Origin of the sequence: Pseudotenacibaculum sp. MALMAid0570, assembly GCF_040151415.1 — a bacterium.
In the GTDB taxonomy this organism is placed as follows: Bacteria; Bacteroidota; Bacteroidia; order Flavobacteriales; family Flavobacteriaceae; genus Polaribacter.
In genome coordinates this window covers 229739-251929 of the sequence record NZ_JBDKWF010000049.1, presented here as the reverse complement: position 1 = coordinate 251929, position 22191 = coordinate 229739, and the positions used below count along the sequence as shown (strand labels likewise).

Genomic DNA, 22191 nt, shown 5'->3' with positions numbered 1-22191 from the left:
AGTGTAATTGTTAAATCCTTTCTAATTTATCATTATCAGCTATTTATAATACTGATTCGAAATTTACCACTTTAGTTTTTAGAGTTTCATTGAGTTCTTCCTCAGTAATTCTTCCTTCTTGAAAATTATCATAGAATTTTGGCAGCGAAAAATCTTCAACTACTTGAGCTCCAGCGTGTGGATAATAAGCTTTAGCAGCTGCTAATACTCCAACACCTCCTCTTCCTCCAGGTGAAGTAGCCATTAATAACATGGGCTTTCCATTAAACATATTTCTTTCTACTCTCGATAACCAATCAGTTGTATTTTTATAAGCAGCAGCATAGGAACCATTGTGTTCCGCTAAAGAAACTATAAAACCATCAACAGAATGTAGCTTTTTAGCCAATTCTTTAATAGCATTAGGAAAACCATTCTTCTCTTCATCTTCACTAAACAAAGGAACATTATAATCGTTCATATCAATCACTTCAAATTCTGTATCATTTAAAAGTGATGCTGCATATGTAGCTAGTTTTTTATTTATAGAAGTAGAGCTGGTGCTTCCTGCAAAGGCAAGTATTTTTTTCATTATTGTTGTTTTTTTCTGAGACAAATGTACTAATTATATTTTTATTTTCCAAGGAATATATTTCCATGTAACTTTTTAAAAACTTTTTAAGAAACAGAAACTTCTACTTCAAGCTAAACTTTTGTAAATTCGCAATAAATTTTTTTGAATGGATATTAACTTCAATAAAAACGAAGATCACAATAAACTTTTGGCCTCGGAATTACGAAGAAGACTTGCGCAAGTAAAATTAGGTGGAGGTCAAAAAAGAATAGACAAACATCACGAGAAAGGAAAGATGACGGCTCGTGAGCGTATTGACTATCTTTTAGATAAAAACGCCGAAAGTATTGAAATAGGTGCTTTTGCTGGTGAAGATATGTATAAAGAGCATGGCGGATGTCCTTCTGGTGGGGTTGTTGTGAAGATTGGTTACATTCAAAAAAAACAGTGTATTGTTGTTGCCAATGATGCTACTGTAAAAGCTGGTGCTTGGTTTCCAATTACTGGAAAGAAAAATTTACGAGCTCAAGAAATTGCGATTGAAAATAAACTTCCTATTATCTATTTGGTAGATAGTGCTGGAGTGTATTTGCCTATGCAAGATGAAATTTTCCCAGATAAAGAACACTTTGGACGTATTTTTAGAAATAATGCGGTAATGAGTAGTATGGGAATTACCCAAATTGCTGCTGTTATGGGAAGTTGTGTTGCAGGAGGAGCTTACTTACCTATTATGAGCGATGAAGCGTTGATTGTAGATAAAACTGGAAGTATTTTCTTAGCAGGAAGTTATTTAGTGAAAGCCGCTATTGGCGAATCTATAGATAACGAAACTTTAGGAGGAGCAACAACTCATTGTGAAATCTCTGGAGTAACAGACTACAAAGCTAAAGACGATAAGGATGCTCTAAACACAATTAAAAATCTTGTTGGAAAAATAGGCGACTATAACAAAGCTGGTTTCAACAGAATTGAAGCTACAAAGCCTAAAGAAAATGAAGATGACATCTTTGGAATCTTACCAAAAGCACGTCATGAGCAATATGACATGAAAGAAATTATCAAACGCTTGGTTGATAATTCTGAGTTTGATGAATATAAAGAAGGTTATGGAAAAACCATTATTACTGCTTATGCTAGAATTGATGGTTGGGCAGTTGGAATTGTAGCCAATCAACGTCAGGTAGTAAAAAATGCAAAGGGAGAGATGCAGTTTGGCGGAGTAATTTATTCTGACTCTGCTGATAAAGCAACGCGATTTATTGCTAATTGTAATCAGAAGAAAATTCCGTTAGTTTTCTTACAAGATGTAACAGGGTTTATGGTAGGTTCTAAATCTGAGCATGGAGGAATTATAAAAGACGGCGCTAAAATGGTAAATGCAGTAAGCAATTCTGTAGTACCAAAATTCACAATTGTTGTAGGAAATTCTTACGGAGCAGGTAATTATGCGATGTGTGGAAAAGCTTATGATCCTAGACTAATTGCTGCTTGGCCAAGTGCAGAACTTGCTGTAATGAGTGGAAATTCGGCCGCTAAAGTTTTACTACAAATAGAAACAGCTGCCTTAAAGAAAAAGGGAGAAGAAATTACCAAAGAAAAAGAAGAAGAATTATTCAATCAAATAAAATCACGTTACGACGAACAAATATCTCCTTATTATGCTGCTGCCAGAATATGGACAGATGCTGTAATTAACCCATTAGACACTCGTAAGTGGATTTCAATGGGAATTGAGGCTGCTGACCATTCTCCTATAGAAAAAAAGTTTAATTTGGGTGTGATACAGGTGTAAAGAAAAGAGTAAAGAGAAAAGAGAAAAGAGAAAAGAGAAAAAAGTAAAGAATTTAGAATTTAGAAAACTTACAACAATACTGCATGGGAAGAGCATTTGAATTTCGAAAAGCACGTAAAATGAAACGTTGGTCGGCAATGGCCAAAACGTTTACCAGAATCGGAAAAGATATAGTAATGGCTGTAAAAGAAGGCGGTCCTAATCCTGAAACAAACTCAAGATTAAGAGCTGTCATTCAGAATGCCAAGGCAGCTAATATGCCAAAAGACAATGTTGAACGTGCGATTAAGAAAGCTTCTGATAAAGATACTGCCAACTACAAAGAGGTTTTATTTGAAGGATATGCTCCGCATGGGATTGCTATTTTGGTAGAAACCGCTACCAATAACAACAACAGAACTGTTGCAAATGTAAGAGCTGCATTTAACAAATGTGAAGGAAATCTTGGAACTTCTGGATCGGTTGTTTTTATGTTTGATCACACGTGTAACTTCACCGTTAAAAAAGAAGATATTTCTATCGATATGGAAGAGTTAGAATTGGAGTTGATTGATTTTGACGTTGAGGAAGTATTTGATGATGAAGAAGGAATTATCATTTATGCACCTTTTGAGCAATTTGGAGCCATTCAGTCTTTTTTTGAAGAAAACAACGTAGAAATTATTTCTTCTGGTTTTGAGAGAATTCCAACTTCAACAACCAAATTAAATGACGAACAAAAAGTTGATGTAGAGAAACTTTTAGAGAAGTTAGAAGAAGATGATGATGTTCAAAACGTCTATCATAGCATGGTCGTTGAATAGTAGTCAAAGAAAAGAAGAAACAAGTTTTGCATAATTCATGAAAAAACTCTTAAGAATTTTATTCATTCTTGTACTGACTTCTATTTTTATTCTTGGTATAGTTATCTTATATACCGAAATAGCTGGCCATGATATTGCTTACAAATTAGAAAGTGACCCTAGCTTACTAATTCCTCTTTTTTATACTTTAGTTTGTATTCCTAGTATTATTTTTAATGTCAAAAAATTTACTGCTAGTTTTGATAGAAGCACGGGTTTTTACAAAATTATTCGAATTAGTGATCTTGTATTCGCTGTTTCATCATTTTTATTATCTGGAGCAGCCGTTGTTATGCTTATAAAAAACAATCTATTCTTCAATCAAACTGGTGTTGGTTCTGAATTTTTTATCATAAGAGATATTATTTTCCTACTCTTATTCGTGATAAGTATTCTTCTTTTTATAGATAACCTAAAAGTTCATAAAACTCCATTAGAAAAAGTAGCTTTAGATTCCATTGATGATATCGGTGGTAGTTAAAAATCAGTTTGCCTGAATTCTCAAAATATCAAATCCAATGTTTTTTGACGTTGAATTTTTTTTGTTTCTGTCTCTACAAACTGTTTGACAAAAAAGATCTCTTTAGGTTTTTCGTATTTAGAAAGTGTTTTGAGATTTCTCATTTCATTCGAAATGACAGTATCAAAATCTCCTTCCACGACAAGAATTAATTTTTCTCCTAGAGAATCATCTGAAATTCCAGCAACAAAGAATCGCGATTGTATACATTCTGAAAGTTTTCTTTCTATCTCTTCTGGATGTAATTTCACTCCTCCTGAATTGATCACATTGTCATAACGTCCTTTCCAAAGAAATTCTGTTTCTGAAATTAATTCTATGACATCATTAGTAACAATTGTTTCATCTGAAACCTTTGGAGCTTCAATAACCAAGCAATTTCTGTTATCTTGTTTTATGGAAATATTTGGTAGAATCTGATAATGAGGTTTCTCACATTCGTTAGAAATGACAGTTCTCAAATGATTTAACTTTTTAACAGCAATATGTGTAATAGTCTCCGTCATTCCATAAGTGGCATATACTTGAGTAGAAACTTCCTGCAACTGCTTCTGTAATTCTAATGACACCACTCCCCCACCAACAATCAGTTTTTTGATTTGAGCTAATTTATCAAGTGAGTTTTTTAATTGTAACGGCACCATTGCAGAAAAATCGTATGATTTGTTATTGTGTTGTAATGGCGAAGAATCAGGCTCAATTACATCAATATTCCAGCCTAAAACCATAGCTCTAACAATCATCATTTTACCGGCAATAAAATCAATAGGCAAACAACACAAAGCTGTTGTTTTGTTGCTAAGTTCAAAGAATTCTCCTGTAGCCTTAGCAGAGTTAATCATGTATTCTTTTTTTAACTCTATTGCTTTTGGTTTTCCAGTAGATCCGGATGTTTTTACTGTAATCGATTCTTCATCAGAAAACCAATCTTTTAAAAAATCACATAGAACATTTGATAAAGTATTTGAATACTCCATGATTTCCTTTGCAGAAACAAAAGAAATTCCATTTAATTGAAAATCTTTATGAACCAAGTTCATCAATAACCGCAGAATTTACAGGTTCTTCTACTTTTCCAAATAATTTATCCTTCCAGTTTGTCCATCCATACTTTTTAGTAAAAATAAACAGCACTATTGGATACAAAACAAACACAGGTAATAACATTTCTATTCCAAGTGTAGGTTCAGAGATATCTACATACAAAGCATCCGTTTGAAAAACGGTCCAATCTGTTGTTACAAAAAGAGCTGCTAATACATTATTTACAGCATGCATACCTATAGCCAATTCAGCTCCTTCATCTAATAAGGTTGTAATTCCAAAAAAGAATCCAGTTCCTATATAAAAAACTAAAATGGTATATCCCAACTTATCTATCTCTGGATTGAAAATATGGAGTACTCCGAAAACCACAGACATAATAATAAGTGGAGCCCACCTATTTTTAAGCCAAAGCGCTAAACCTTGCATATAATATCCTCTAAACAATACTTCTTCTAAGGTAGTTTGCAAAGGAATAAACAGTATGGAAACTAAACAAAGCGTGAAAAATGGAATAGGTTTAAAATTCCAAACATAATTTTCAGGAGCTAAAAATATATCTATTCCAATAAATCCAATTGTAACTATTCCCCAAATGGCTACACCATACCAGACTCTTTTCCAATCTATTTTTTCTCTAGATGTAACAACCCAAGAGAATTTTTTCTTGTGCATTCCTTTTAAAATTAGAATGAAAAATATGAGAGGTACTATAAAAGATAAAAGTATGAGAAACAAGTATAGATTAGAATCTATTCCAAGATCTGCAAAATTATTTTGCCCACTTTCTGTAAATAATTGCATATCGCCTCCAACTTTACTTAGTGCTAAAAAGGTAATTGGGAGTTGCCCTAAAATACTTGTGAAAAAAATGACAAAGAACATCACTATGTACATCCACCAATCGTTTCTTCCTTTGTATCCTGTTTGAAAAAAATTCATACTATTCTAAATTAAAATTCCAATTTTTGGTTTTATTGTATTGCAAATATCCACTTTTTACTTCTAACGGACTTTCAAAGTTATTTGTAAACAAACTTCCTGTTCCTAATCCTTGTGGCATGTTGTTATCAAGAGTGTGTGTCCATTGCGCTATTGCATTCAACCCTACATTACTTTCCAAAGCACTTGTTATCCACCATCCTATCTTGTTTTTATCAGCAAGATCAATCCACTCTTTACTTCCTTTAAATCCTCCAACCAAACTTGGCTTAAGAATAATATATTGTGGATTTATTGTTAGTAGTAATTCTTTTTTCTTTGTTACATCAAAAACACCAATTAATTCTTCATCTAATGCTATTGGTAAAGGAGTTTGTTCACAGAGCTTTGCCATTTCTTCTAACTGCTTAGGTTTAATAGGCTGCTCTATAGAATGTAATTGATATTCTGAAAGTTTTTTTAATTTCTCTAGAGCTTCCTTAGGTGAAAAAGCTCCATTTGCATCTACTCTTAATTCTATATCTGAGATTGAAAATTCATCACGAATTGATTTTAACAAACCGAGTTCGGTTTTAAAATCTATGGCACCAATCTTCATCTTAATACATTGAAAACCTTGAGTTATCTTTTCCTTGATTTGAGACTTCATAAAGTCTTTGTCTCCCATCCAAATTAAACCATTGATATTAATGGCTTGTTTTGATTCTGTGAAATTTGATGGAAACAACAAAAATGGGTCTTCACTTTTTAAGGAAAGAAAAGCTTGTTCTAATCCAAATTGAATACTGGGAAATTCTTTGAGTTCAAGAAGTAATTGATCTAATCCTAGCTTGATATTTTCACAAGTCCACTTCAATTTCTCTTCATAATCTGGAAGATCATCGATACTTAAAGTTCTTAAAATACCGCATTCACCAATTCCTTTCTTTTCATTTTCTTCTAGAATTATGAACCATGTTTCTTTGGTTTTTAAAATACCTCTTGAGGTTCCACTTGGCCTTTTAAAGTTTAGTATGTATTTATGATAACTTGCCCTCATTTTATAAGTCTTTGACCATTACATCAAATTGAAAAAATTCTTTTCCTATTTGAAAATCGTGCTCACCCATTACTTTAAAATCATTTTTCAAATAGAACTGAATAGCTCGTTTGTTTTCTTTTAAAACCGACAACCAAATCGCTTCGCTTTGATTGTTTTTTGCTTCAGTTAGCATTTCTTCTTGAAGTTTTGAACCAACTTTTTTGGATAAAAAATTTTTTAGCACATAGATTTTCTGCAATTGTGATACGTTTTTACCAGAAACGAATTCAGAGGATGAATTTAGCTTAAGTTTGGCATATCCGACAGGAACATCATTCCACAGTCCTAACCAAAAAATATTGTGTTGCTTTTTTATACTCTCTGAAATCTTTTCTAAAGAAAAAGTGCGATTAAAATATTCTAATAGATCATTGGGATCTCTGAAATAATGCCCAAATGTTTCGTTAAATGTTATTTTAGCTAGTGCAGAAATAGTTTCAACATCATTTTGAGTTGCGATTATAATCTGTACTTGGTCACTCATTATTTATTATATAAAGCTACTCTATTTCCTTCGGTATCAAGAATCACAGCCATATAACCGATCTGTTCTGAAATAAGTGTTTTGTCTTGCAAGACTTTTCCTCCTGCATCTTTTACTCTACTAATTTCATTACTTATATCTCCAGACTGGGAATTGAAATAAACCAATGCTCCGTCTGTAGCAGACGGAATATAATCTTCATGCAAAACCAAAGAACCACTTATACCGGGTGCATTGATTTCTTCTGCTGGGGGAAACCAGCCCATAATTACACCTTCAAGATCGTGAATAGAAATTTGTATTTCAAATACAGATTCATAGAACTTTTTAGCTCTTTCCATATCGGTTACTGGTAATTCAAACCAGCTAATCATATTTACTTCCATGAGTTACTGTTTTTCTGCAAATTCTTTGAAATTTTCCAAATATTTTTGATCGATTCCTTTAAATGTTCCTTTGAAATAAGGAAACACACAATTTAAAATGTATGACTTTCCTTGATATGCAACATTTAAAATAATTTTTGTTTTGCTTCCTTCAGACACAAAACTATAATCATCTGTTTTAAACATCCCTTCTGCATCAAAATAAAGTGTAACCTTTTCGTTCTCCACAAAAGCTAAAACTTTCTCTTTCATTGTCATTACCTGACCTTCATTGTCCATTGTAATTCTGTACTCACTTCCTGTAATTCCAGGTTTCTCATTAATGGCTTCTATTTTTGTGATTTCTGGAATCCATTCGCTAATTGTAGATTGATCATTAAAAATTTTAAAAGTTTCAGAGAGTGGTTTGTTAATTTCTATCTCCATAGTGTAATTACTCTCTTTGACAACCAACCCTGTGCCAAAGAAAATAAGCGTTAAAGCTACCAATATATATAAGATGATTTTTACGGCTTTCATATAGTTTGTTTTAGTTTTTTCTTCGTTTTAATCTTCTTCTAAGAAGTAACACCAATATAATTCCAATGATGATGAATGGCCAAGTACTTACTATAAATAATAAAAATGATTTTACACTTTTATAACCATCTTTAAAAGCATTCTTAAACTTTTTCGAGAAACTTGACTCATTTGAAACTACTTTGTAAAATGATACTTCTAATGTGGAGAATGATATTTGATCTTTAAGGAATTTCATTCTTCCTTCTGCAGATTCTATATCTTCTCTAAGTTTTCCTACTTCTCTTTCTACTTCTAGTATTTCTTTTACGTTTTTAGCTTTTTTTAATATTTCTAGATATCTTTTTTCAAGTTCTTTTTTATTCTTTAATCTAGATTCTAAATCAACAAATTCTTCGGTTACATCTTTAATCTTGATTTGACGATAATCAAACTTCTCAACTCCTTTAGAAATATCAATGATTAGTGAATCAAATTTTTTTGCAGGAACTCTTATGTTTAAATGGATATTTTGCCTATTATCTAGTTCATTTTGACTATCTCTCGAAAGATAACCTCCATGTTTTAAGACTAACTGATTGATTCTAATTTTGGTTTTACTTAAATCATTAGTTTCAAAAGTGAGGTTCCCATTTTTGATTAACTTTCGATTCGAGTAATCAGCATTTTCATTCGAGTTTTTAGAGTTTACAGAAAATTTTAAATAACCATTATTCCTATTTGATAAAATTTCATCAGTATTAAAATTATCTGAGTAAGCTAGATATTCTGTTTCATTTACAGAATCATCTGAGTTACATGAGAAAATTAAGAGTAACATTACGCAAATACCTAAAATTCTATTTTTCATATTTTATTTTTTTACGTTAAACTACTAGGCCTATCCCAAAAAGAATAGAAAATAAAAAAGTACTTAAGGCTACTATCTTTAATTGTCCGTCTAACTGAGATTCATCTTTATTATGATATACAAACAACATGTGTCTGAATAACGGAATATAAGCAATTAAAAAGATAAATTGTATCGGTTTAACATAATGCATAGATATATATGCTAATGCAAATAATAATGAAGCGCCAATTAAATAGTAATGATAGTATTTAGCAAATTCGTTTCCTATTTTAACAACTATGGTGTTTTTCCCAACTTTTTCATCATTTACTCGATCTCGCATATTATTTAAATTCAATACAGCAGTACTCAGCATTCCAACAGAAAAAGCAGGTAAAAAAATATAAAAGTTAATCTCTTTAGTAAATAAAAAATAACTTCCCACAACGCTTAACAATCCAAAGAAAACAAAAACAAAAAAATCGCCATAACCGCTATACCCATAAGCAGTTTTCCCGACGGTATATTTAATAGCTGCTGCTATGGAAGCTACTCCCAATAAAAAGAACAAAATAGAATACTGAAAATTGTCTTTTCCAAAAGCTAAGTAAATTAAAAACAATGCAGTTATAAGAGTAATAATTGTTGTAACTACCATTGCTTTTTTCATCTGGTTAGGAGTAATTGCTCCAGAAGCTACCATTCTTTCTTCGCCTTTTCTTTCGTTATCAGTTCCTTTGACTCCATCTCCATAATCATTAGCAAAGTTTGATAAAACTTGAAATCCAATAGTGGTTAATAATGCTAATAAAAAGACTACCCAATCGAACATATCTTTAGACAAGGCTATGAGACCTCCAACAATAATTCCAGAGATTGAAAGCGGTAATGTTCTTAAACGTGCTGCTTTTATATAACTTTTTACATCCATGGTTTATTATTTGTTTCTACTTTATATAAAAGGTAATTGTATATCTTATTGGCTGTTTGTTTCTTTACACAAGGAATTCTAATCTTTCCAGAAGCCGTTTGTAAAACTAAATCTACTAAATCTCTTCGTTCTTGAAAAATAGTTTGTTTCATCTTTACATTTTGGACTTTGAATAATTCAAAATAGGTATAATGCGTTTCTATTAATCCCTTTCCTACCAACAATAGTTCATCAGTAATTGTATAAAATCTCTTTTTGAACTTTTTATGAACTAAAAAATAAAACAATGGAGCTAAAAAAATATTAGCAAAGAATACATTTGTATTCGAGTATATAAGATAGGTTACAAAGTTTAAAAGCAACAATAAGAATAAACTTTGTATAAGCATTCTTATTTTATAATACACATCTGGATGTTCTTTTTGCTGATTTTCTAGAGCATCTGTATAAAATAGATAATCTTTTAGCTTTTGCACTTGTTGTATCTTACATCCAACAACACGTATCAGTTTATCTTTTTTCTTTTTTACTTTTCCGCTTACTGCTTGCTTAAAAGTGACATAGGAAATTCCCGCCCATCTTTTTAAGGGGTTCGTAGAGATAGTAATGCTTTGTACTTTTTGCTTTTTTAAAATGATAGACTTCTTGGTAAATAATCCTTGACTAATTTCTAAAGCTGTTTTTTTGATAAAAAGTGTCAAATTAAAATGACGAAGAAATACTCTAACAAAAGAACTTATAATAGCAATAACCAATAAAAAAAATAGAAGTATTGCTATTAGAATAATACTTCCAAATACAACCTCAGCTCCTTGATCTATAAAGTTCCCTACAAAATCTTTATGTCCAAAGCTTTCAAAAAGCTGTTCTATTTGTTGAAAAAAACCAATTAAAATGGCTAAAAACAGTACTAAACTTTGCAAGTGATTTTCTGTTAAGCTCACTTTTAATAATTCTTTGGGATGTATTCTTAACAAAGGCTTTTCTTCTTCCTTTTTAGTAGTTGCACTAGATATTGAAGAAATTGAAATTTGAGCCTTTAATGCTTTGGCTTTGCTATGGGATAAGGCTTTAATCTCAATCTCGGTTTTTTGAGACCCTGCAGTTTCAATGCCTACTCCGTATACATTAATAACTTGTTGAATTACGTTTTGTTTGAAATTGATATTTTGTATTCTATCAAATGAAATAGAAATATTGGTCTTTTTTAGAATTCCTTTTTTCAAAATAAAGTGACCATCTTCTATTTTGAACTGAAAATTTCTGTAGGATATATAGGATCTGATTAAGGTGAAAATAAAAACGATAATGACTCCTATATAAATATAAATCAACTGATCTTCTGAAAATTTTGAAAGTCGAGTTAAAAAAATAGCGGCTAGTATCCAAGTCTGCTTTAATACTTTGTACAAGGCATCTCCATAAATAACTAAGATTCCTTTTGAGGATTGTCTTGAGAATTCGGAAAAAGAATATTGATCATTCATTAATCTTAGAACTAATAAATTCTTTAATTCTTAGAGCTTCTTCTTTTTTGATTCCGCTTATATCAAGATCATCACTACTATCACCCGCAGTATATACACTTAAAGATGATAATCCAAAATATCTTGAGATAGGTCCTTCATCAATTTCTACGTGTTGAATTCTAGAAAAAGGAACCGTAGTAATTGTTTTAACAATTACACCACTTTTGTAGGAAAGATCTTTTTCTCTTAATGCATATTTTCTTCTTTTAAACCCTACAATCAAATACAAAAAAATAAGTGCAAAGACCATAAAAAACAGCACATAAATAAGTGTAATGTATTCTGGAATACTCTCGTTTAGTTTTTTATTTATAAAAAAAACTAGGCCTATAAATACAGGTATAAATACGAAAAAGGTATTGATTAAAATTACTTTTAAGTAATTCTTATGGATTCTTTGAAATTCAACTTTTGAAATGTCTGGTAAGTCAGTAACTACATCATTCTTGAATGTACTCATAAACAATGATGATTACAGATTATTTGCCTCAGCAATTAATTCGGCAATATCCTTTACTTGAATTTCTGCTTCTTTTTCGTGAAATTTCACTCCATCTGTCATCATTGTATTGCAATATGGGCAGCCCGTTGCAATTACTTTTGCCTTGGTTTGCAAAGCATCCTTGGTACGTAGTACGTTAACATCCATATCTCCTTTTTCTGGCTCTTTGAACATTTGTGCACCACCTGCTCCACAACATAAAGCTCTGTTTTTGTTACGTTTCATTTCTACAAGGTTTACTCCAAGTCTACGAATTAAATCTCGTGGCGATTCATATTCATCATTGCCTCTTCCTAGGTAACATGGGTCATGAAAAGTTATTTTTTCTCCCTTCATAGAATCGTTAATAGATAATCTACCTTCTTCTATTAACTGCTTTATGTATTGGGTATGGTGATATACTTCATAAGTACCTCCTAAGCCTGGATATTCATTCTTCAAAGTATTGAAAGAATGAGGATCGCAAGTGACAATTTTTTTTATTTCGTAAGCATTTAAAACTTCGATGTTTGTCATTGCCTGCATTTGAAATAAGAACTCATTTCCCGCTCTTTTTGCTGCATCTCCTGTTGAACTTTCTTCTGTTCCTAATACAGCAAAATCTACATTGGCTTGCTGTAAAATCTTTACAAAAGCTCTTGTTATTTTCTTAGCTCTATCATCATAACTTCCTGCAGAACCAACCCAAAACAACACTTCTGGTTGTTTTCCTTGAGCCATCATTTCTTCCATTGTAGGTACATTCATATATTGAGTTTTTAGTGCTTAGTTATTAGTGGATCTTCATTGATATATTAATTCATTTTCACACTGAATTATTCGTCTTTCCAATTTAATCGATCCATAGGACTGTATTGCCACATAGCTCCATTATTCTCAACATTGGTCATCATCATATTCAGTTCTTGAGGAGCAGCAGATTGTTCCATTACTAAATATCTTCTCATATCCATTATAATAGATAAGGGATCAATATTTACAGGACATTCTTCTACACAAGCGTTACAACTTGTACAAGCCCATAATTCTTCTGGTGTGATATAATCGTTTAGTAATTGTTTCCCATCATCTTTAAACTCGCCGTTCTTATCTATATTTTTCCCAACTTCTTCTAAACGATCGCGAGTTTTCATCATAATTCCTCTTGGTGATAGTTCTTTTCCAGTTAGGTTTGCTGGACAAGAAGATGTACAACGACCACATTCTGTACATGTGTATGCATTTAATAATTGAATACGATTTAAATCCATTACATCACTAGCTCCAAATTTTTCCGGAACATCTTCCTCAGTTCCTTCGGCTGGCATAGCATAAGGATCTGCACTTGGATCCATCATCATTTTCACTTCGTTAGTAACAGATTCTAAGTTATTAAACTGTCCTTTAGGATTCAGATTCGCATAGTAGGTATTTGGGAATGCTAATAGAATATGTAAATGCTTAGAGTAGTATAAATAATTTAAGAAAATTAAGATTCCCACAATATGTACCCACCAAGCTGATCTTTCAATGAAATGAATTGTATCTGGAGACAATCCTGAAAACCAAGGTGCAACAAACTGACTTATTGGATTACCAACTCCTGCTTGTTGAAAGCTAGGATCTGTAGCATTCATGACAATGAAAAGTGTCATTAGAACCATTTCAAAATACAGAATGAAATTTCCATCATTTTTTGGCCATCCTTTCATTTCTTTATTTAAGAAACGTTTCAATCGTATCGCATTTCTTCTCAACCAGAAAATAATTACAGATACAAAAACTAAGATTGCCAATATTTCAAAAGTCCCTATTAAGAATCCGTATACTGATGCGCCCAAAATAGGTTCAAAAACACGGTGAGTTCCTAACAATCCATCAATTACGATTTCTAAGACTTCTATATTGATAATGATAAATCCGATATAAACAATTATATGGAGAATTCCTGCAATGGGTCTGCTTACCATTTTAGATTGCCCTAATGCAACTCGTATCATATTCTTCCATCTTGCAGATTTATTATCTGAACGATCTACACTTCTTCCTAGTTTGATATTTCTGATCAATTTTCGAACATTCATTGCAAAGAATCCAATTCCTGCAATTAATACGATCGCAAAAAGTATGTTCGATAGGTATTCCATATATTTGGTTTAGTTAATTATTGATGATTCCAGTTTGTTTCGTCACTTGAATCGTTAGGAGACAAGCCTAAGATATCTCCTTTTGTTGAAACTCCCAAACCAAGTACAGTTCTATTTGCATAATTAAAATAACTCACTACTTGGTTGATTTCAAGAATTTCGCCATCAGTTAGGCCCAACTCACGTAAAGCAACTACTTCTTTTTCTTTGATATTACTAGCTTCCAAGGTTAACTTTTCGGCATAGATTAATCCTTGTACAAATTTATCGTTTAAAATGTTTAGAAACATTCTATTTTGCAGTCCTTTTCTTATTTCTTCTGAGCGATTGTCATCTTTCAACAATCTTTTCAAACCAGAATAATGGTGTTCTATGCAATACTCACAATGATTTAACATGCTAACATAAACTCCTAAGACTTCTAAGTACCATTTTGGTAATGTGTTATTGCTATTATGCAACACATTTTTGTACAATGACATATGACCTACCATAGTGTGAGGCCTTAATCCGTGTACCATCATAATATTGTCTACATTATGATTTGGTCCAGTAACCTTATCGTATAATCTTCTTAGTTTTCCTGTAGATTCTTTATAGGATATGAGTTTGATCCAACTCATTTTTTATTGGAAACATTATTCTTGTTATTCTCTGCGTTATAGCCTTTTGCTTTTTTTCCAAATAACGAGAAGTGTACAAATCGTTTTGGATTCAACTTCATTTCTCTTAGTAATTCTTCCAATTCTTTAGAGGCATTGGTTAGGTTCACATACAATGAATCGTTGGTAACTAATTTTCCTATGGTTCCTTTTCCTTGTTCTATTCCTTCTAACAATCCATTTACATTGTCTAAAGTTCCTTGTAAGGTTTTTATGGTAAGTCCAACATTTGAATTCACTAATGTATCGGATATTTTTGCAAAATTCTCTGTAATTGTCTTTGTATTCTCTAAAGTAACATCAAGACCCGAACCTGTAGAATCAATCATTTGATTTAAAGAATTCAATGTTTTATTTACTGAAGAAACTGTAGTTTCAAATCCACGAATTGTTCTTTTGAAACTTTTTCTAGTATCGGTATCTAAAACATCATTCAAAGCAATTAGTAAAGAATCTGCTTCTATGATTACTCTTTCAACTTTGGCCTTTAATGGATTCAGTGTTTGTCCGACTGAAGTAAATATATCAGATTCTATTTCTCCAGTTAGATAATCACCAGAAACAGCAATTTCGCCTTCATAGCTTGGAATAATTGCCAATGCTTCTCCTCCAATAATTCCAGTTGAATAGATTTTAACAATACTTTCCTTTGAGAATTCGATGTCATTATCCAGCGAAATCTTTACAATTAATTTCCCTTTCTTTTCTGGGCTTGTATTGAAATCGATTTCAGAAACTTTTCCTACTTGCAGTCCATTTATACTTACAGTACTTGCTTTATTAAGCCCTCTAATGTTATCGTATTCGATATAAAAAACTCTTGAACTTGCTTCAAATAAATTTTGACCTTTTAAGAAATTATATCCCCAAATGAAGAGTGCGATAATAATAACTGATACAATTCCTGTTTTTACTTCTCTAGACATCGTTGCATTTTTGTACTACAATAATACTCATTTTTTTCCTCAGAAAGGAAGGTCTTGTCATCTATTTCAATGCTTCTGAAAGCGACACTTTTTCTCCATTCTTAAATGCCACAATAAACGCAGATGAATATCCTTTCTTCTTAGCTAAGGCGAAAGAGGTCTTAGTTTCATTGTAATTGGAAGAATGACCATAATAATACTTATAATACTTTCCTACTTTTACTCTTTCTACATTTTTTAGCCCTTTAAAATTATATGCTTTTGTTTTAATTCTTTTACGGCTAGATGCTATTTGTATTTTAAATAAAATATCTTCTTTTACTTCTTTGTCTTTAACAATTGACTCTTTCTCTTCAAATTCTACAACTTCATCATCAGTATCTATTGTATTCAATTTAAGTTGATTGATATACTTTTTAATTGCTTTGGCTATAGACTTTGCCATTTGTTGTTGTCCTTTTTTAGAATTCAAATACCTTCCTTCATTCTTATTGGTTAGAAATCCTAATTCGATTAAGACGCTTGGCATATATGTTTGATGCAATACTATAAAACCAGCCTGTTTTACACCTCGATCTCTTCTTTTTAAATTACCTCTAAAATTCTTTTGAACACTGTGTGCTAAAGACAAACTCTTGTCTAGGTTTTCTTCTTGCATTAGAGACAACCCTAATATTGATTCTGGTGAGTCAGGATCGAAGCCTTTGTACCTTTCTTTATAATTTTTTTCAAGTTTTATAACGGCATTTTCTTTTTTAGCTACTTCAAAGTTTTGCTTATTGGCATGTAATCCTAACACAAATGTTTCTGTTCCGTAAGCATTTGAATTATGAGCATTGCAGTGAATAGAAACAAATAAATCTGCTTTCGCCTTATTGGCAATTTCACCTCTCTTCCAGAGGTCAATAAACACATCTTTCTTTCTTGTGTACTTTACCTCAATAGAAGTTTCGTTTTCTAATTCTTTGCCTATAGCTAGAACTACTTTTAAAGCGATATTTTTCTCTCTGTATCCGTTTCCTATATTACCTGGCTCGTATCCACCATGTCCAGCATCTAACATGACTGTGAATTTTTGTTTTTGCGAAAATGATTCAGATGGAAAACAGAATAAAGCAAAGAATAAAGCAAAGGATAATGCCTTAAAAAGCTTGGTACTAAATTTGCTGTTTTGTAAGAGTTGTATGAACAAAATTTAACTAATTTTGGCGTTTCAAATTTGGTGCTTCAATTATTGAGCCATATTTTTACCCAGACACAAAAATAGCATATTAAAATATTGCAATCAAATCTGTCCTATATACTTCTAATCTTGTTGTTATTTTGTTCATTCAATGTAATATCTCAAGATATTAAACCTAAAGGGAAAGCGATTCCTAGAGAGGTTAAAAAAGACACACTTCCAAAAGTAAAAAAGGACAGCCTCAAACTTATTAAAAAAGACAGCTTGCTTCTTAAAAAAAGAGATACGATTAAAATAGATTCAATAAAACCAAAAGAAGCTATATCTGATTTAATTACTCACACAGCTAAAGATTATACTACGCAAGATGCTAAAAAAAAGACAGTAACACTGTATAATGAAGCGCATGTTACATATACAGATATTGATTTAAAAGCGGGGATTATAATTGTAGATTATTTAAACAATACTTTATACGCCAAAGGGATAAAAGACACTACTGGTTACACACAAAGGCCCGTTTTTAAGCAAGGAGGTCAAGAGTCTGAACAAGATTCTATGATTTATAATTTCAAAACTAAAAAGGCAATTATATACGGTATAAAAACCAAACAAGAGCCAGGAATTATTGTTTTAGGTGAAAAAGCGAAGCGGGTAAATGATTCTACCATTTATATGCGCAAAATTAGATTTACAACATCTGATAAAAAGAATCCTGATTACTATATTGGTGTTAACAAAGCTAAAGTAGTGCCAAATAAAAAGATTGTAGCTGGCTTAAGTAATTTAGTTATTGCTGATGTACCTACACCTTTGTTTTTACCTTTTGCTTATTTTCCATTAGGTCAAAAAAGAACTTCTGGATTTATTATTCCATCTTGGAGTTCAAGCAATAGTAGAGGATTATTTCTTCAAAATGGAGGATATTATTTTGCTATTAACGACTATGTAGATTTAGAATTATTAGGAGATGTTTATTCTAATGGTAGTTGGGCGATACGTTCTAATTCTCAATACTATGTTCGATATAAATTTTCTGGAAATGTAAATTTAAGTTTCGAGAAGATTATTGAAAGTACTCGAGGTTTTGATGACTTTTCTGAAGCATCTAACTTTAATTTTAGATGGAGTCACAGACAGGATGCAAAAGCAAGTCCGAATTCAAATTTCAGTGCATCTGTAAATATTGGTAGTAGCCAATATTTTAGACAATCTCTGAATGAGTTTAACAACTCTAGTTTCTTAAGCAATACTTTTAATTCTTCGATTTCTTATCAGAAAACTTTTGTAGGCACGCCTTTTAATATGAGCTTAACTGCTACACATTCACAAAACACCAATACTGAACTAGTAACGATGACATTACCATCATTACAAGTAAATATGAATAGGATATATCCTTTTTCTGGTAAAGGTGGAATTAAAAAGAACCCTTTTCAGAATATCGGTCTTACCTACAACATGCAAGGTGAATACCGAATAAACACTTCTGAAGAAGAGTTTTTTACTTCAAAAATGTTTGAAACGGCAAGATCTGGAATGCAACATAGAGCAGATGCAAGTACAAATGTGACTCTATTTGACTATTTCACACTTTCTCCAAGTGTTAATTATAGAGAGGTGTGGAGTTTTCAAAGCATCAATAAAACCTATGACCCTACTTCTCAAAATACAGATGGATCTTTTGGAACAGTTGTAACAGATACAATTAGAGGTTTTAGAAGTTTTAGAGAGTATAGTACTAGCTTAAATTTATCGACCAATATTTATGGAACTTTCAACTTTAAAAAAGGGAGATTAAAAGCCATTAGACATACAATAAGACCGTCTATATCTTTCTCCTATAGACCCGATTTTGCTAGCAAATACAATCAGCAAGTACAGCAAAATTCTACAGATCCAACAGATCTACTTACCTACTCTCCTTTTGATCAGGTGAGTATTTATGGTTCACCAAGTAGTGGTTTTAGTAGTTCTATAGGTATTTCTGTGAACAATGTTTTGGAGGCCAAAGTCGCCCCAAAAGACCCAGACAGCGACGAAGAGGATGAAAAAATAACGCTCTTAAACAATTTAAATTTTAGTACTTCTTATAACATAGCTGCAGATAGTTTGCGTTGGTCGCCTGTTAGTATGACTACGGGTACTCGTTTGTTTAAAGATAAGTTAGCAGTGAATTTAAATGCTTCTTTCGATCCTTATCAAGTAAATGATCTTGGTGTAAGAATTAATAAATTTAACAAAGGCATTCTTCGTTTGACTAGTGCTAATTTAACAGCTAATTATTCTCTTTCAAGTGATGATTTTAGCGGAGAAAAAACTACCACTTCTCAGAATACTAATTCTGGAAATGGGAATCAAAATACTCCAGATGTATTAGGAAAAAACATAGATCCTAGCAATAGATTTGCCAATACTCCTAGTAATACTCAAGGCAATAATAAAGAAACTGAAACCGAATTATATCGTGCCAATGTACCTTGGACGTTAAACCTAGCTTATTCCGCTTTTTATGCAAATAATGGTATTAATCCTGGAAAAGTAAGAACACATTCTTTAATGTTTGGTGGCGATTTAGAACTTTCTCCTAAATGGAAAGTTGGTTTTTCTTCTGGATATGATATTTTTAACGGAGGGTTTTCGTTTACACGACTTAATTTTTCGAGAGATTTAGATAGTTGGCGATTGAACTTTAATTGGGTTCCTTTTGGAACCAATCAGTCTTACACCTTCTTTATTGGTGTGAAATCTTCAGTGCTTAGCGATTTAAAATACGATCAAAACAGACCTCCAAACAGAGTGTTATTTTAAACTTATTTTTATGAAACAAATCATTCAAACTTCAAAAGCTCCTGCTCCAATAGGGCCATACAATCAAGCTGTTCTATCTGGAAATACTTTATATACTTCAGGGCAAATTGCTATTAATCCAGCTACGGGCGAATTGCAATTAGGAACTATTCAAGAAGAAACCAAGTTAGTTATGGAAAATATGAAAGCAGTTTTAGAAGCTGCTGAAATGACTTTTGAACATGTGGTAAAAACATCCATTTTTATTTCTGACATGAACAACTTTAACGAGATTAATAAAGTGTATGGTTCTTATTTTGATGACGCTACAGCACCGGCTAGAGAAACCGTAGAAGTAGCTAATCTTCCAAAATTTGTAAATGTTGAAATAAGCATGATTGCTATCAAATAAAATAGCCTGCAAAATGCAGGCTTTTTAGTTTATATTATACTTCTTTATTACAAAGAAGCTGCATATTCGATTAAGTCAACAATTTTTGTAGAATATCCCATTTCATTGTCATACCAAGAAACGATTTTTACAAATTTGTCATTTAGCGCTATTCCTGCCCCAGCATCAAAGATTGAAGTTCTTGTATCTCCTACAAAATCTTGTGACACTACAGAATCTTCAGTATAGCCTAATACTCCTTTCATTTCACCACTTTCAGAAGCTGATTTCATAACAGCACAGATATCTTCATAAGTAGCTGATTTTTCTAATTTCACAGTTAAATCAACAACAGAAACATCCATTGTAGGAACACGAAATGCCATCCCTGTTAACTTTCCATTTAACTCAGGGATTACTTTTCCAACTGCTTTTGCTGCTCCAGTTGAAGAAGGAATAATATTATGTATTGCAGCTCTTCCTCCTCTCCAGTCTTTCATAGAAGGACCGTCAACTGTTTTTTGAGTAGCTGTAGTAGCATGAACTGTGGTCATTAAACCTTCAACAATTCCAAAATTATCATTCAATACTTTTGAAATAGGTGCTAAACAGTTTGTTGTACAAGAGGCATTAGAAAAAATCTTTTGATCTGATTTTAGTTCTTTATTATTAACTCCCATAACAAACATTGGAGTATGATCTTTAGATGGAGCAGACATTACAACTTTTTTAGCTCCAGCTTTTAAGTGTTTTCCAGCTGTTTCTTCAGTTAAAAAGAAACCTGTAGATTCTATAATGTATTCTGCATTTATTTCATCCCATTTTAAGTTTTCAGGATCTCTTTCTGCAGTAATTCTAATTGCATTTCCGTTAACAATTAACTTCCCATCTTTTACTTCTACATCTCCATCAAATTGTCCGTGTACTGAATCATATTTTAGCATATATGCTAAGTATTCTACATCTAATAAATCATTGATTCCTACAACTTGCACATTCTCTCTGCCAATTGCAGACCTGAAAGCTAATCTACCGATTCTTCCAAATCCGTTAATTCCTACTCTAATCATTTTAAAAATTTAATTGTTTTATGTGGTCATAATGTCTGAAACCCTTAGTAGTTCTTTGTTGATTTCATGACCTCCTTTAATTGCTTTTTCTAAATCTGTTGATATGACGGCATTATCTTTTAAACCTACCATCAAGTTTGTTTTTCCATCAAGCAGTAATTCTACTGCTCTTACTCCTAATCTGCTTGCAAGAACTCTATCGAAACAAGATGGAGAGCCTCCTCTTTGCATATGTCCTAAGATTGAAACCCTCACTTCATATTCTGGAAGATTATCTTCTACATAATTTGCTAATTCGTACACATTTTTTCCTGACCTATCTCCTTCAGCAACAACAACTATACTTGAAGATTTGCCTGTTCTTCTGCTCTTTTTTAGGGATTCTAACATTCTCTCTAACCCTAAATCTTCTTCAGGAATTAAGATTTCCTCTGCTCCAGCTCCAACACCAGCATTTAATGCAATAAATCCTGCGTCTCTTCCCATTACTTCTACAAAGAAAAGTCTGTTATGAGATGAAGCTGTATCTCTAATTTTATCAATAGCTTCCACAGCTGTGTTTAACGCTGTATCATACCCTAATGTATGTGAAGTACCATAAATATCATTATCTATCGTTCCTGGAATTCCAATGATTGGGAAATTATATTCTTTATTAAAAACTACGCCTCCGGTAAAAGATCCATCACCACCAATAACCACTAAAGCATCAATTTGATGTTCTAGTAAATTCTCATGTGCTTGTTTTCTTCCTTCTGGTGTACGGAATTCTTGAGAACGAGCCGATTTTAAAATCGTTCCTCCTTTGTTGATGATATTATTTACGCTCCTAGCTGTTAGGGTTACAAAATCACCTTCAATCATTCCTTGGTATCCTCTATAAATACCAATACATTCTGTTCTATAATATGCACATGCTCTTACTACAGAACGTATTGCAGCATTCATTCCAGGAGCATCTCCTCCTGAAGTCATTACTGCTATTTTCTTAACTTTTTCCATAAATTACAGTCGTAAAATTACTTAATAAAACTTACTTAAAATAAAAAAAAAACGAAATCGATTTCGATAAAAACCCTATTT

23 protein-coding genes are annotated in these 22191 nt (G+C 32.0%); 5 read left to right on the top strand and 18 right to left on the bottom strand.

What is annotated here, in order from left to right:
• Window positions 1-43 precede the first annotated feature (43 nt).
• The gene (locus AAON49_RS11475; RefSeq protein ID WP_349554726.1) at window positions 44-571 is read right to left on the bottom strand and encodes an NADPH-dependent FMN reductase; all 528 of its coding nucleotides are present in this window, start codon (window positions 569-571) and stop codon (window positions 44-46) included.
• A gap of 148 nt (window positions 572-719) precedes the next feature.
• Between AAON49_RS11475 and AAON49_RS11470 the strand changes: the two genes are divergently transcribed.
• The 3 genes from AAON49_RS11470 to AAON49_RS11460 all read left to right on the top strand — a co-directional run bounded on the left by AAON49_RS11470 (window position 720) and on the right by AAON49_RS11460 (window position 3671).
• Window positions 720-2348, top strand: a complete 1629-nt coding sequence (locus AAON49_RS11470) for an acyl-CoA carboxylase subunit beta (protein WP_349554724.1) — start codon at window positions 720-722, stop codon at window positions 2346-2348.
• 83 nt (window positions 2349-2431) lie between these two features.
• Window positions 2432-3151: a YebC/PmpR family DNA-binding transcriptional regulator gene (locus tag AAON49_RS11465; RefSeq protein WP_349554722.1), complete on the top strand. Its 720-nt coding sequence runs from the start codon at window positions 2432-2434 to the stop codon at window positions 3149-3151.
• 37 nt (window positions 3152-3188) lie between these two features.
• Window positions 3189-3671, top strand: coding sequence for a hypothetical protein (locus AAON49_RS11460; protein ID WP_349554720.1), 483 nt, complete (start codon window positions 3189-3191; stop codon window positions 3669-3671).
• A 20-nt stretch (window positions 3672-3691) separates the two neighbouring features.
• Here the strand turns inward: AAON49_RS11460 and AAON49_RS11455 are convergent, their stop codons facing one another.
• The 15 genes from AAON49_RS11455 to AAON49_RS11385 all read right to left on the bottom strand — a co-directional run bounded on the left by AAON49_RS11455 (window position 3692) and on the right by AAON49_RS11385 (window position 16737).
• On the bottom strand, window positions 3692-4750 hold the full coding sequence (locus AAON49_RS11455) for an AMP-binding protein (RefSeq protein WP_349554718.1): 1059 nt from the start codon (window positions 4748-4750) through the stop codon (window positions 3692-3694).
• Window positions 4734-5696 (bottom strand): CPBP family intramembrane glutamic endopeptidase, encoded by a 963-nt coding sequence (locus tag AAON49_RS11450; RefSeq protein ID WP_349554716.1) that lies wholly within the window; start codon window positions 5694-5696, stop codon window positions 4734-4736. The genes AAON49_RS11455 and AAON49_RS11450 overlap by 17 nt, the downstream gene beginning before the upstream one ends.
• Window position 5697: 1 nt before the next feature.
• On the bottom strand, window positions 5698-6735 hold the full coding sequence (locus tag AAON49_RS11445) for an o-succinylbenzoate synthase (RefSeq protein ID WP_349554714.1): 1038 nt from the start codon (window positions 6733-6735) through the stop codon (window positions 5698-5700).
• 1 nt (window position 6736) lies between these two features.
• Window positions 6737-7261, bottom strand: coding sequence for a GNAT family N-acetyltransferase (locus tag AAON49_RS11440; protein ID WP_349554712.1), 525 nt, complete (start codon window positions 7259-7261; stop codon window positions 6737-6739).
• On the bottom strand, window positions 7261-7647 hold the full coding sequence (locus tag AAON49_RS11435; protein ID WP_349554711.1) for a VOC family protein: 387 nt from the start codon (window positions 7645-7647) through the stop codon (window positions 7261-7263). The genes AAON49_RS11440 and AAON49_RS11435 overlap by 1 nt, the downstream gene beginning before the upstream one ends.
• A gap of 3 nt (window positions 7648-7650) precedes the next feature.
• Window positions 7651-8166 carry an SRPBCC family protein gene (locus tag AAON49_RS11430; protein ID WP_349554710.1) on the bottom strand — a complete coding sequence of 172 codons (516 nt, stop codon included), beginning with the start codon at window positions 8164-8166 and terminating at the stop codon, window positions 7651-7653.
• Between the two features lie 10 nt (window positions 8167-8176).
• Window positions 8177-9016, bottom strand: a complete 840-nt coding sequence (locus AAON49_RS11425; protein ID WP_349554708.1) for a DUF4349 domain-containing protein — start codon at window positions 9014-9016, stop codon at window positions 8177-8179.
• A 16-nt stretch (window positions 9017-9032) separates the two neighbouring features.
• A complete protein-coding gene (gene menA / locus AAON49_RS11420) occupies window positions 9033-9929 on the bottom strand; it encodes a 1,4-dihydroxy-2-naphthoate octaprenyltransferase (protein ID WP_349554706.1) in 897 nt (298 codons plus the stop codon).
• Window positions 9920-11416: a PH domain-containing protein gene (locus tag AAON49_RS11415; protein ID WP_349554704.1), complete on the bottom strand. Its 1497-nt coding sequence runs from the start codon at window positions 11414-11416 to the stop codon at window positions 9920-9922. The genes menA and AAON49_RS11415 overlap by 10 nt, the downstream gene beginning before the upstream one ends.
• Complete coding sequence (locus AAON49_RS11410) at window positions 11409-11918, bottom strand: PH domain-containing protein (protein ID WP_349554703.1); 510 nt, start codon at window positions 11916-11918, stop codon at window positions 11409-11411. The genes AAON49_RS11415 and AAON49_RS11410 overlap by 8 nt, the downstream gene beginning before the upstream one ends.
• Before the next feature lie 12 nt (window positions 11919-11930).
• Window positions 11931-12707 carry a (Fe-S)-binding protein gene (locus AAON49_RS11405; protein ID WP_349554701.1) on the bottom strand — a complete coding sequence of 259 codons (777 nt, stop codon included), beginning with the start codon at window positions 12705-12707 and terminating at the stop codon, window positions 11931-11933.
• Between the two features lie 68 nt (window positions 12708-12775).
• Entirely contained in the window at window positions 12776-14086 is a 1311-nt protein-coding gene (locus AAON49_RS11400) for a 4Fe-4S dicluster domain-containing protein (protein WP_349554700.1), read from the bottom strand.
• A 17-nt stretch (window positions 14087-14103) separates the two neighbouring features.
• The gene (locus AAON49_RS11395) at window positions 14104-14709 is read right to left on the bottom strand and encodes a carboxymuconolactone decarboxylase family protein (RefSeq protein ID WP_349554698.1); all 606 of its coding nucleotides are present in this window, start codon (window positions 14707-14709) and stop codon (window positions 14104-14106) included.
• Entirely contained in the window at window positions 14706-15674 is a 969-nt protein-coding gene (locus AAON49_RS11390) for an MlaD family protein (RefSeq protein WP_349554697.1), read from the bottom strand. Before AAON49_RS11390 ends, AAON49_RS11395 begins: the two co-directional genes overlap by 4 nt.
• Window positions 15675-15735: 61 nt before the next feature.
• Window positions 15736-16737 carry an N-acetylmuramoyl-L-alanine amidase family protein gene (locus AAON49_RS11385; RefSeq protein WP_349554696.1) on the bottom strand — a complete coding sequence of 334 codons (1002 nt, stop codon included), beginning with the start codon at window positions 16735-16737 and terminating at the stop codon, window positions 15736-15738.
• A gap of 249 nt (window positions 16738-16986) precedes the next feature.
• Between AAON49_RS11385 and AAON49_RS11380 the strand changes: the two genes are divergently transcribed.
• Complete coding sequence (locus AAON49_RS11380; protein ID WP_349554694.1) at window positions 16987-19668, top strand: putative LPS assembly protein LptD; 2682 nt, start codon at window positions 16987-16989, stop codon at window positions 19666-19668.
• Between the two features lie 10 nt (window positions 19669-19678).
• A complete protein-coding gene (locus tag AAON49_RS11375; protein WP_349554692.1) occupies window positions 19679-20059 on the top strand; it encodes a Rid family detoxifying hydrolase in 381 nt (126 codons plus the stop codon).
• A gap of 47 nt (window positions 20060-20106) precedes the next feature.
• Here the strand turns inward: AAON49_RS11375 and gap are convergent, their stop codons facing one another.
• Both gap and pfkA read right to left on the bottom strand, forming a co-directional pair.
• A complete protein-coding gene (gene gap, locus AAON49_RS11370; RefSeq protein ID WP_349554691.1) occupies window positions 20107-21108 on the bottom strand; it encodes a type I glyceraldehyde-3-phosphate dehydrogenase in 1002 nt (333 codons plus the stop codon).
• A gap of 18 nt (window positions 21109-21126) precedes the next feature.
• A complete protein-coding gene (pfkA, locus tag AAON49_RS11365; protein WP_349554690.1) occupies window positions 21127-22110 on the bottom strand; it encodes a 6-phosphofructokinase in 984 nt (327 codons plus the stop codon).
• Window positions 22111-22191: the final 81 nt, after the last annotated feature.

Coding starts and splice junctions, on each gene's coding strand:
- AAON49_RS11435 (WP_349554711.1), bottom strand. CDS start 7,647: ATGGAAGTAAATATGATTAGCTGGTTTGAATTACCAGTAACCGATATG.
- AAON49_RS11405 (WP_349554701.1), bottom strand. CDS start 12,707: ATGAATGTACCTACAATGGAAGAAATGATGGCTCAAGGAAAACAACCA.
- AAON49_RS11425 (WP_349554708.1), bottom strand. CDS start 9,016: ATGAAAAATAGAATTTTAGGTATTTGCGTAATGTTACTCTTAATTTTC.
- AAON49_RS11375 (WP_349554692.1), top strand. CDS start 19,679: ATGAAACAAATCATTCAAACTTCAAAAGCTCCTGCTCCAATAGGGCCA.
- AAON49_RS11415 (WP_349554704.1), bottom strand. CDS start 11,416: ATGAATGATCAATATTCTTTTTCCGAATTCTCAAGACAATCCTCAAAA.
- AAON49_RS11465 (WP_349554722.1), top strand. CDS start 2,432: ATGGGAAGAGCATTTGAATTTCGAAAAGCACGTAAAATGAAACGTTGG.
- AAON49_RS11460 (WP_349554720.1), top strand. CDS start 3,189: ATGAAAAAACTCTTAAGAATTTTATTCATTCTTGTACTGACTTCTATT.
- menA (WP_349554706.1), bottom strand. CDS start 9,929: ATGGATGTAAAAAGTTATATAAAAGCAGCACGTTTAAGAACATTACCG.
- AAON49_RS11445 (WP_349554714.1), bottom strand. CDS start 6,735: ATGAGGGCAAGTTATCATAAATACATACTAAACTTTAAAAGGCCAAGT.
- pfkA (WP_349554690.1), bottom strand. CDS start 22,110: ATGGAAAAAGTTAAGAAAATAGCAGTAATGACTTCAGGAGGAGATGCT.
- AAON49_RS11390 (WP_349554697.1), bottom strand. CDS start 15,674: ATGTCTAGAGAAGTAAAAACAGGAATTGTATCAGTTATTATTATCGCA.
- AAON49_RS11470 (WP_349554724.1), top strand. CDS start 720: ATGGATATTAACTTCAATAAAAACGAAGATCACAATAAACTTTTGGCC.
- gap (WP_349554691.1), bottom strand. CDS start 21,108: ATGATTAGAGTAGGAATTAACGGATTTGGAAGAATCGGTAGATTAGCT.
- AAON49_RS11475 (WP_349554726.1), bottom strand. CDS start 571: ATGAAAAAAATACTTGCCTTTGCAGGAAGCACCAGCTCTACTTCTATA.
- AAON49_RS11450 (WP_349554716.1), bottom strand. CDS start 5,696: ATGAATTTTTTTCAAACAGGATACAAAGGAAGAAACGATTGGTGGATG.
- AAON49_RS11385 (WP_349554696.1), bottom strand. CDS start 16,737: ATGTTAGATGCTGGACATGGTGGATACGAGCCAGGTAATATAGGAAAC.
- AAON49_RS11455 (WP_349554718.1), bottom strand. CDS start 4,750: ATGAACTTGGTTCATAAAGATTTTCAATTAAATGGAATTTCTTTTGTT.
- AAON49_RS11400 (WP_349554700.1), bottom strand. CDS start 14,086: ATGGAATACCTATCGAACATACTTTTTGCGATCGTATTAATTGCAGGA.
- AAON49_RS11395 (WP_349554698.1), bottom strand. CDS start 14,709: ATGAGTTGGATCAAACTCATATCCTATAAAGAATCTACAGGAAAACTA.
- AAON49_RS11410 (WP_349554703.1), bottom strand. CDS start 11,918: ATGAGTACATTCAAGAATGATGTAGTTACTGACTTACCAGACATTTCA.
- AAON49_RS11440 (WP_349554712.1), bottom strand. CDS start 7,261: ATGAGTGACCAAGTACAGATTATAATCGCAACTCAAAATGATGTTGAA.
- AAON49_RS11430 (WP_349554710.1), bottom strand. CDS start 8,166: ATGAAAGCCGTAAAAATCATCTTATATATATTGGTAGCTTTAACGCTT.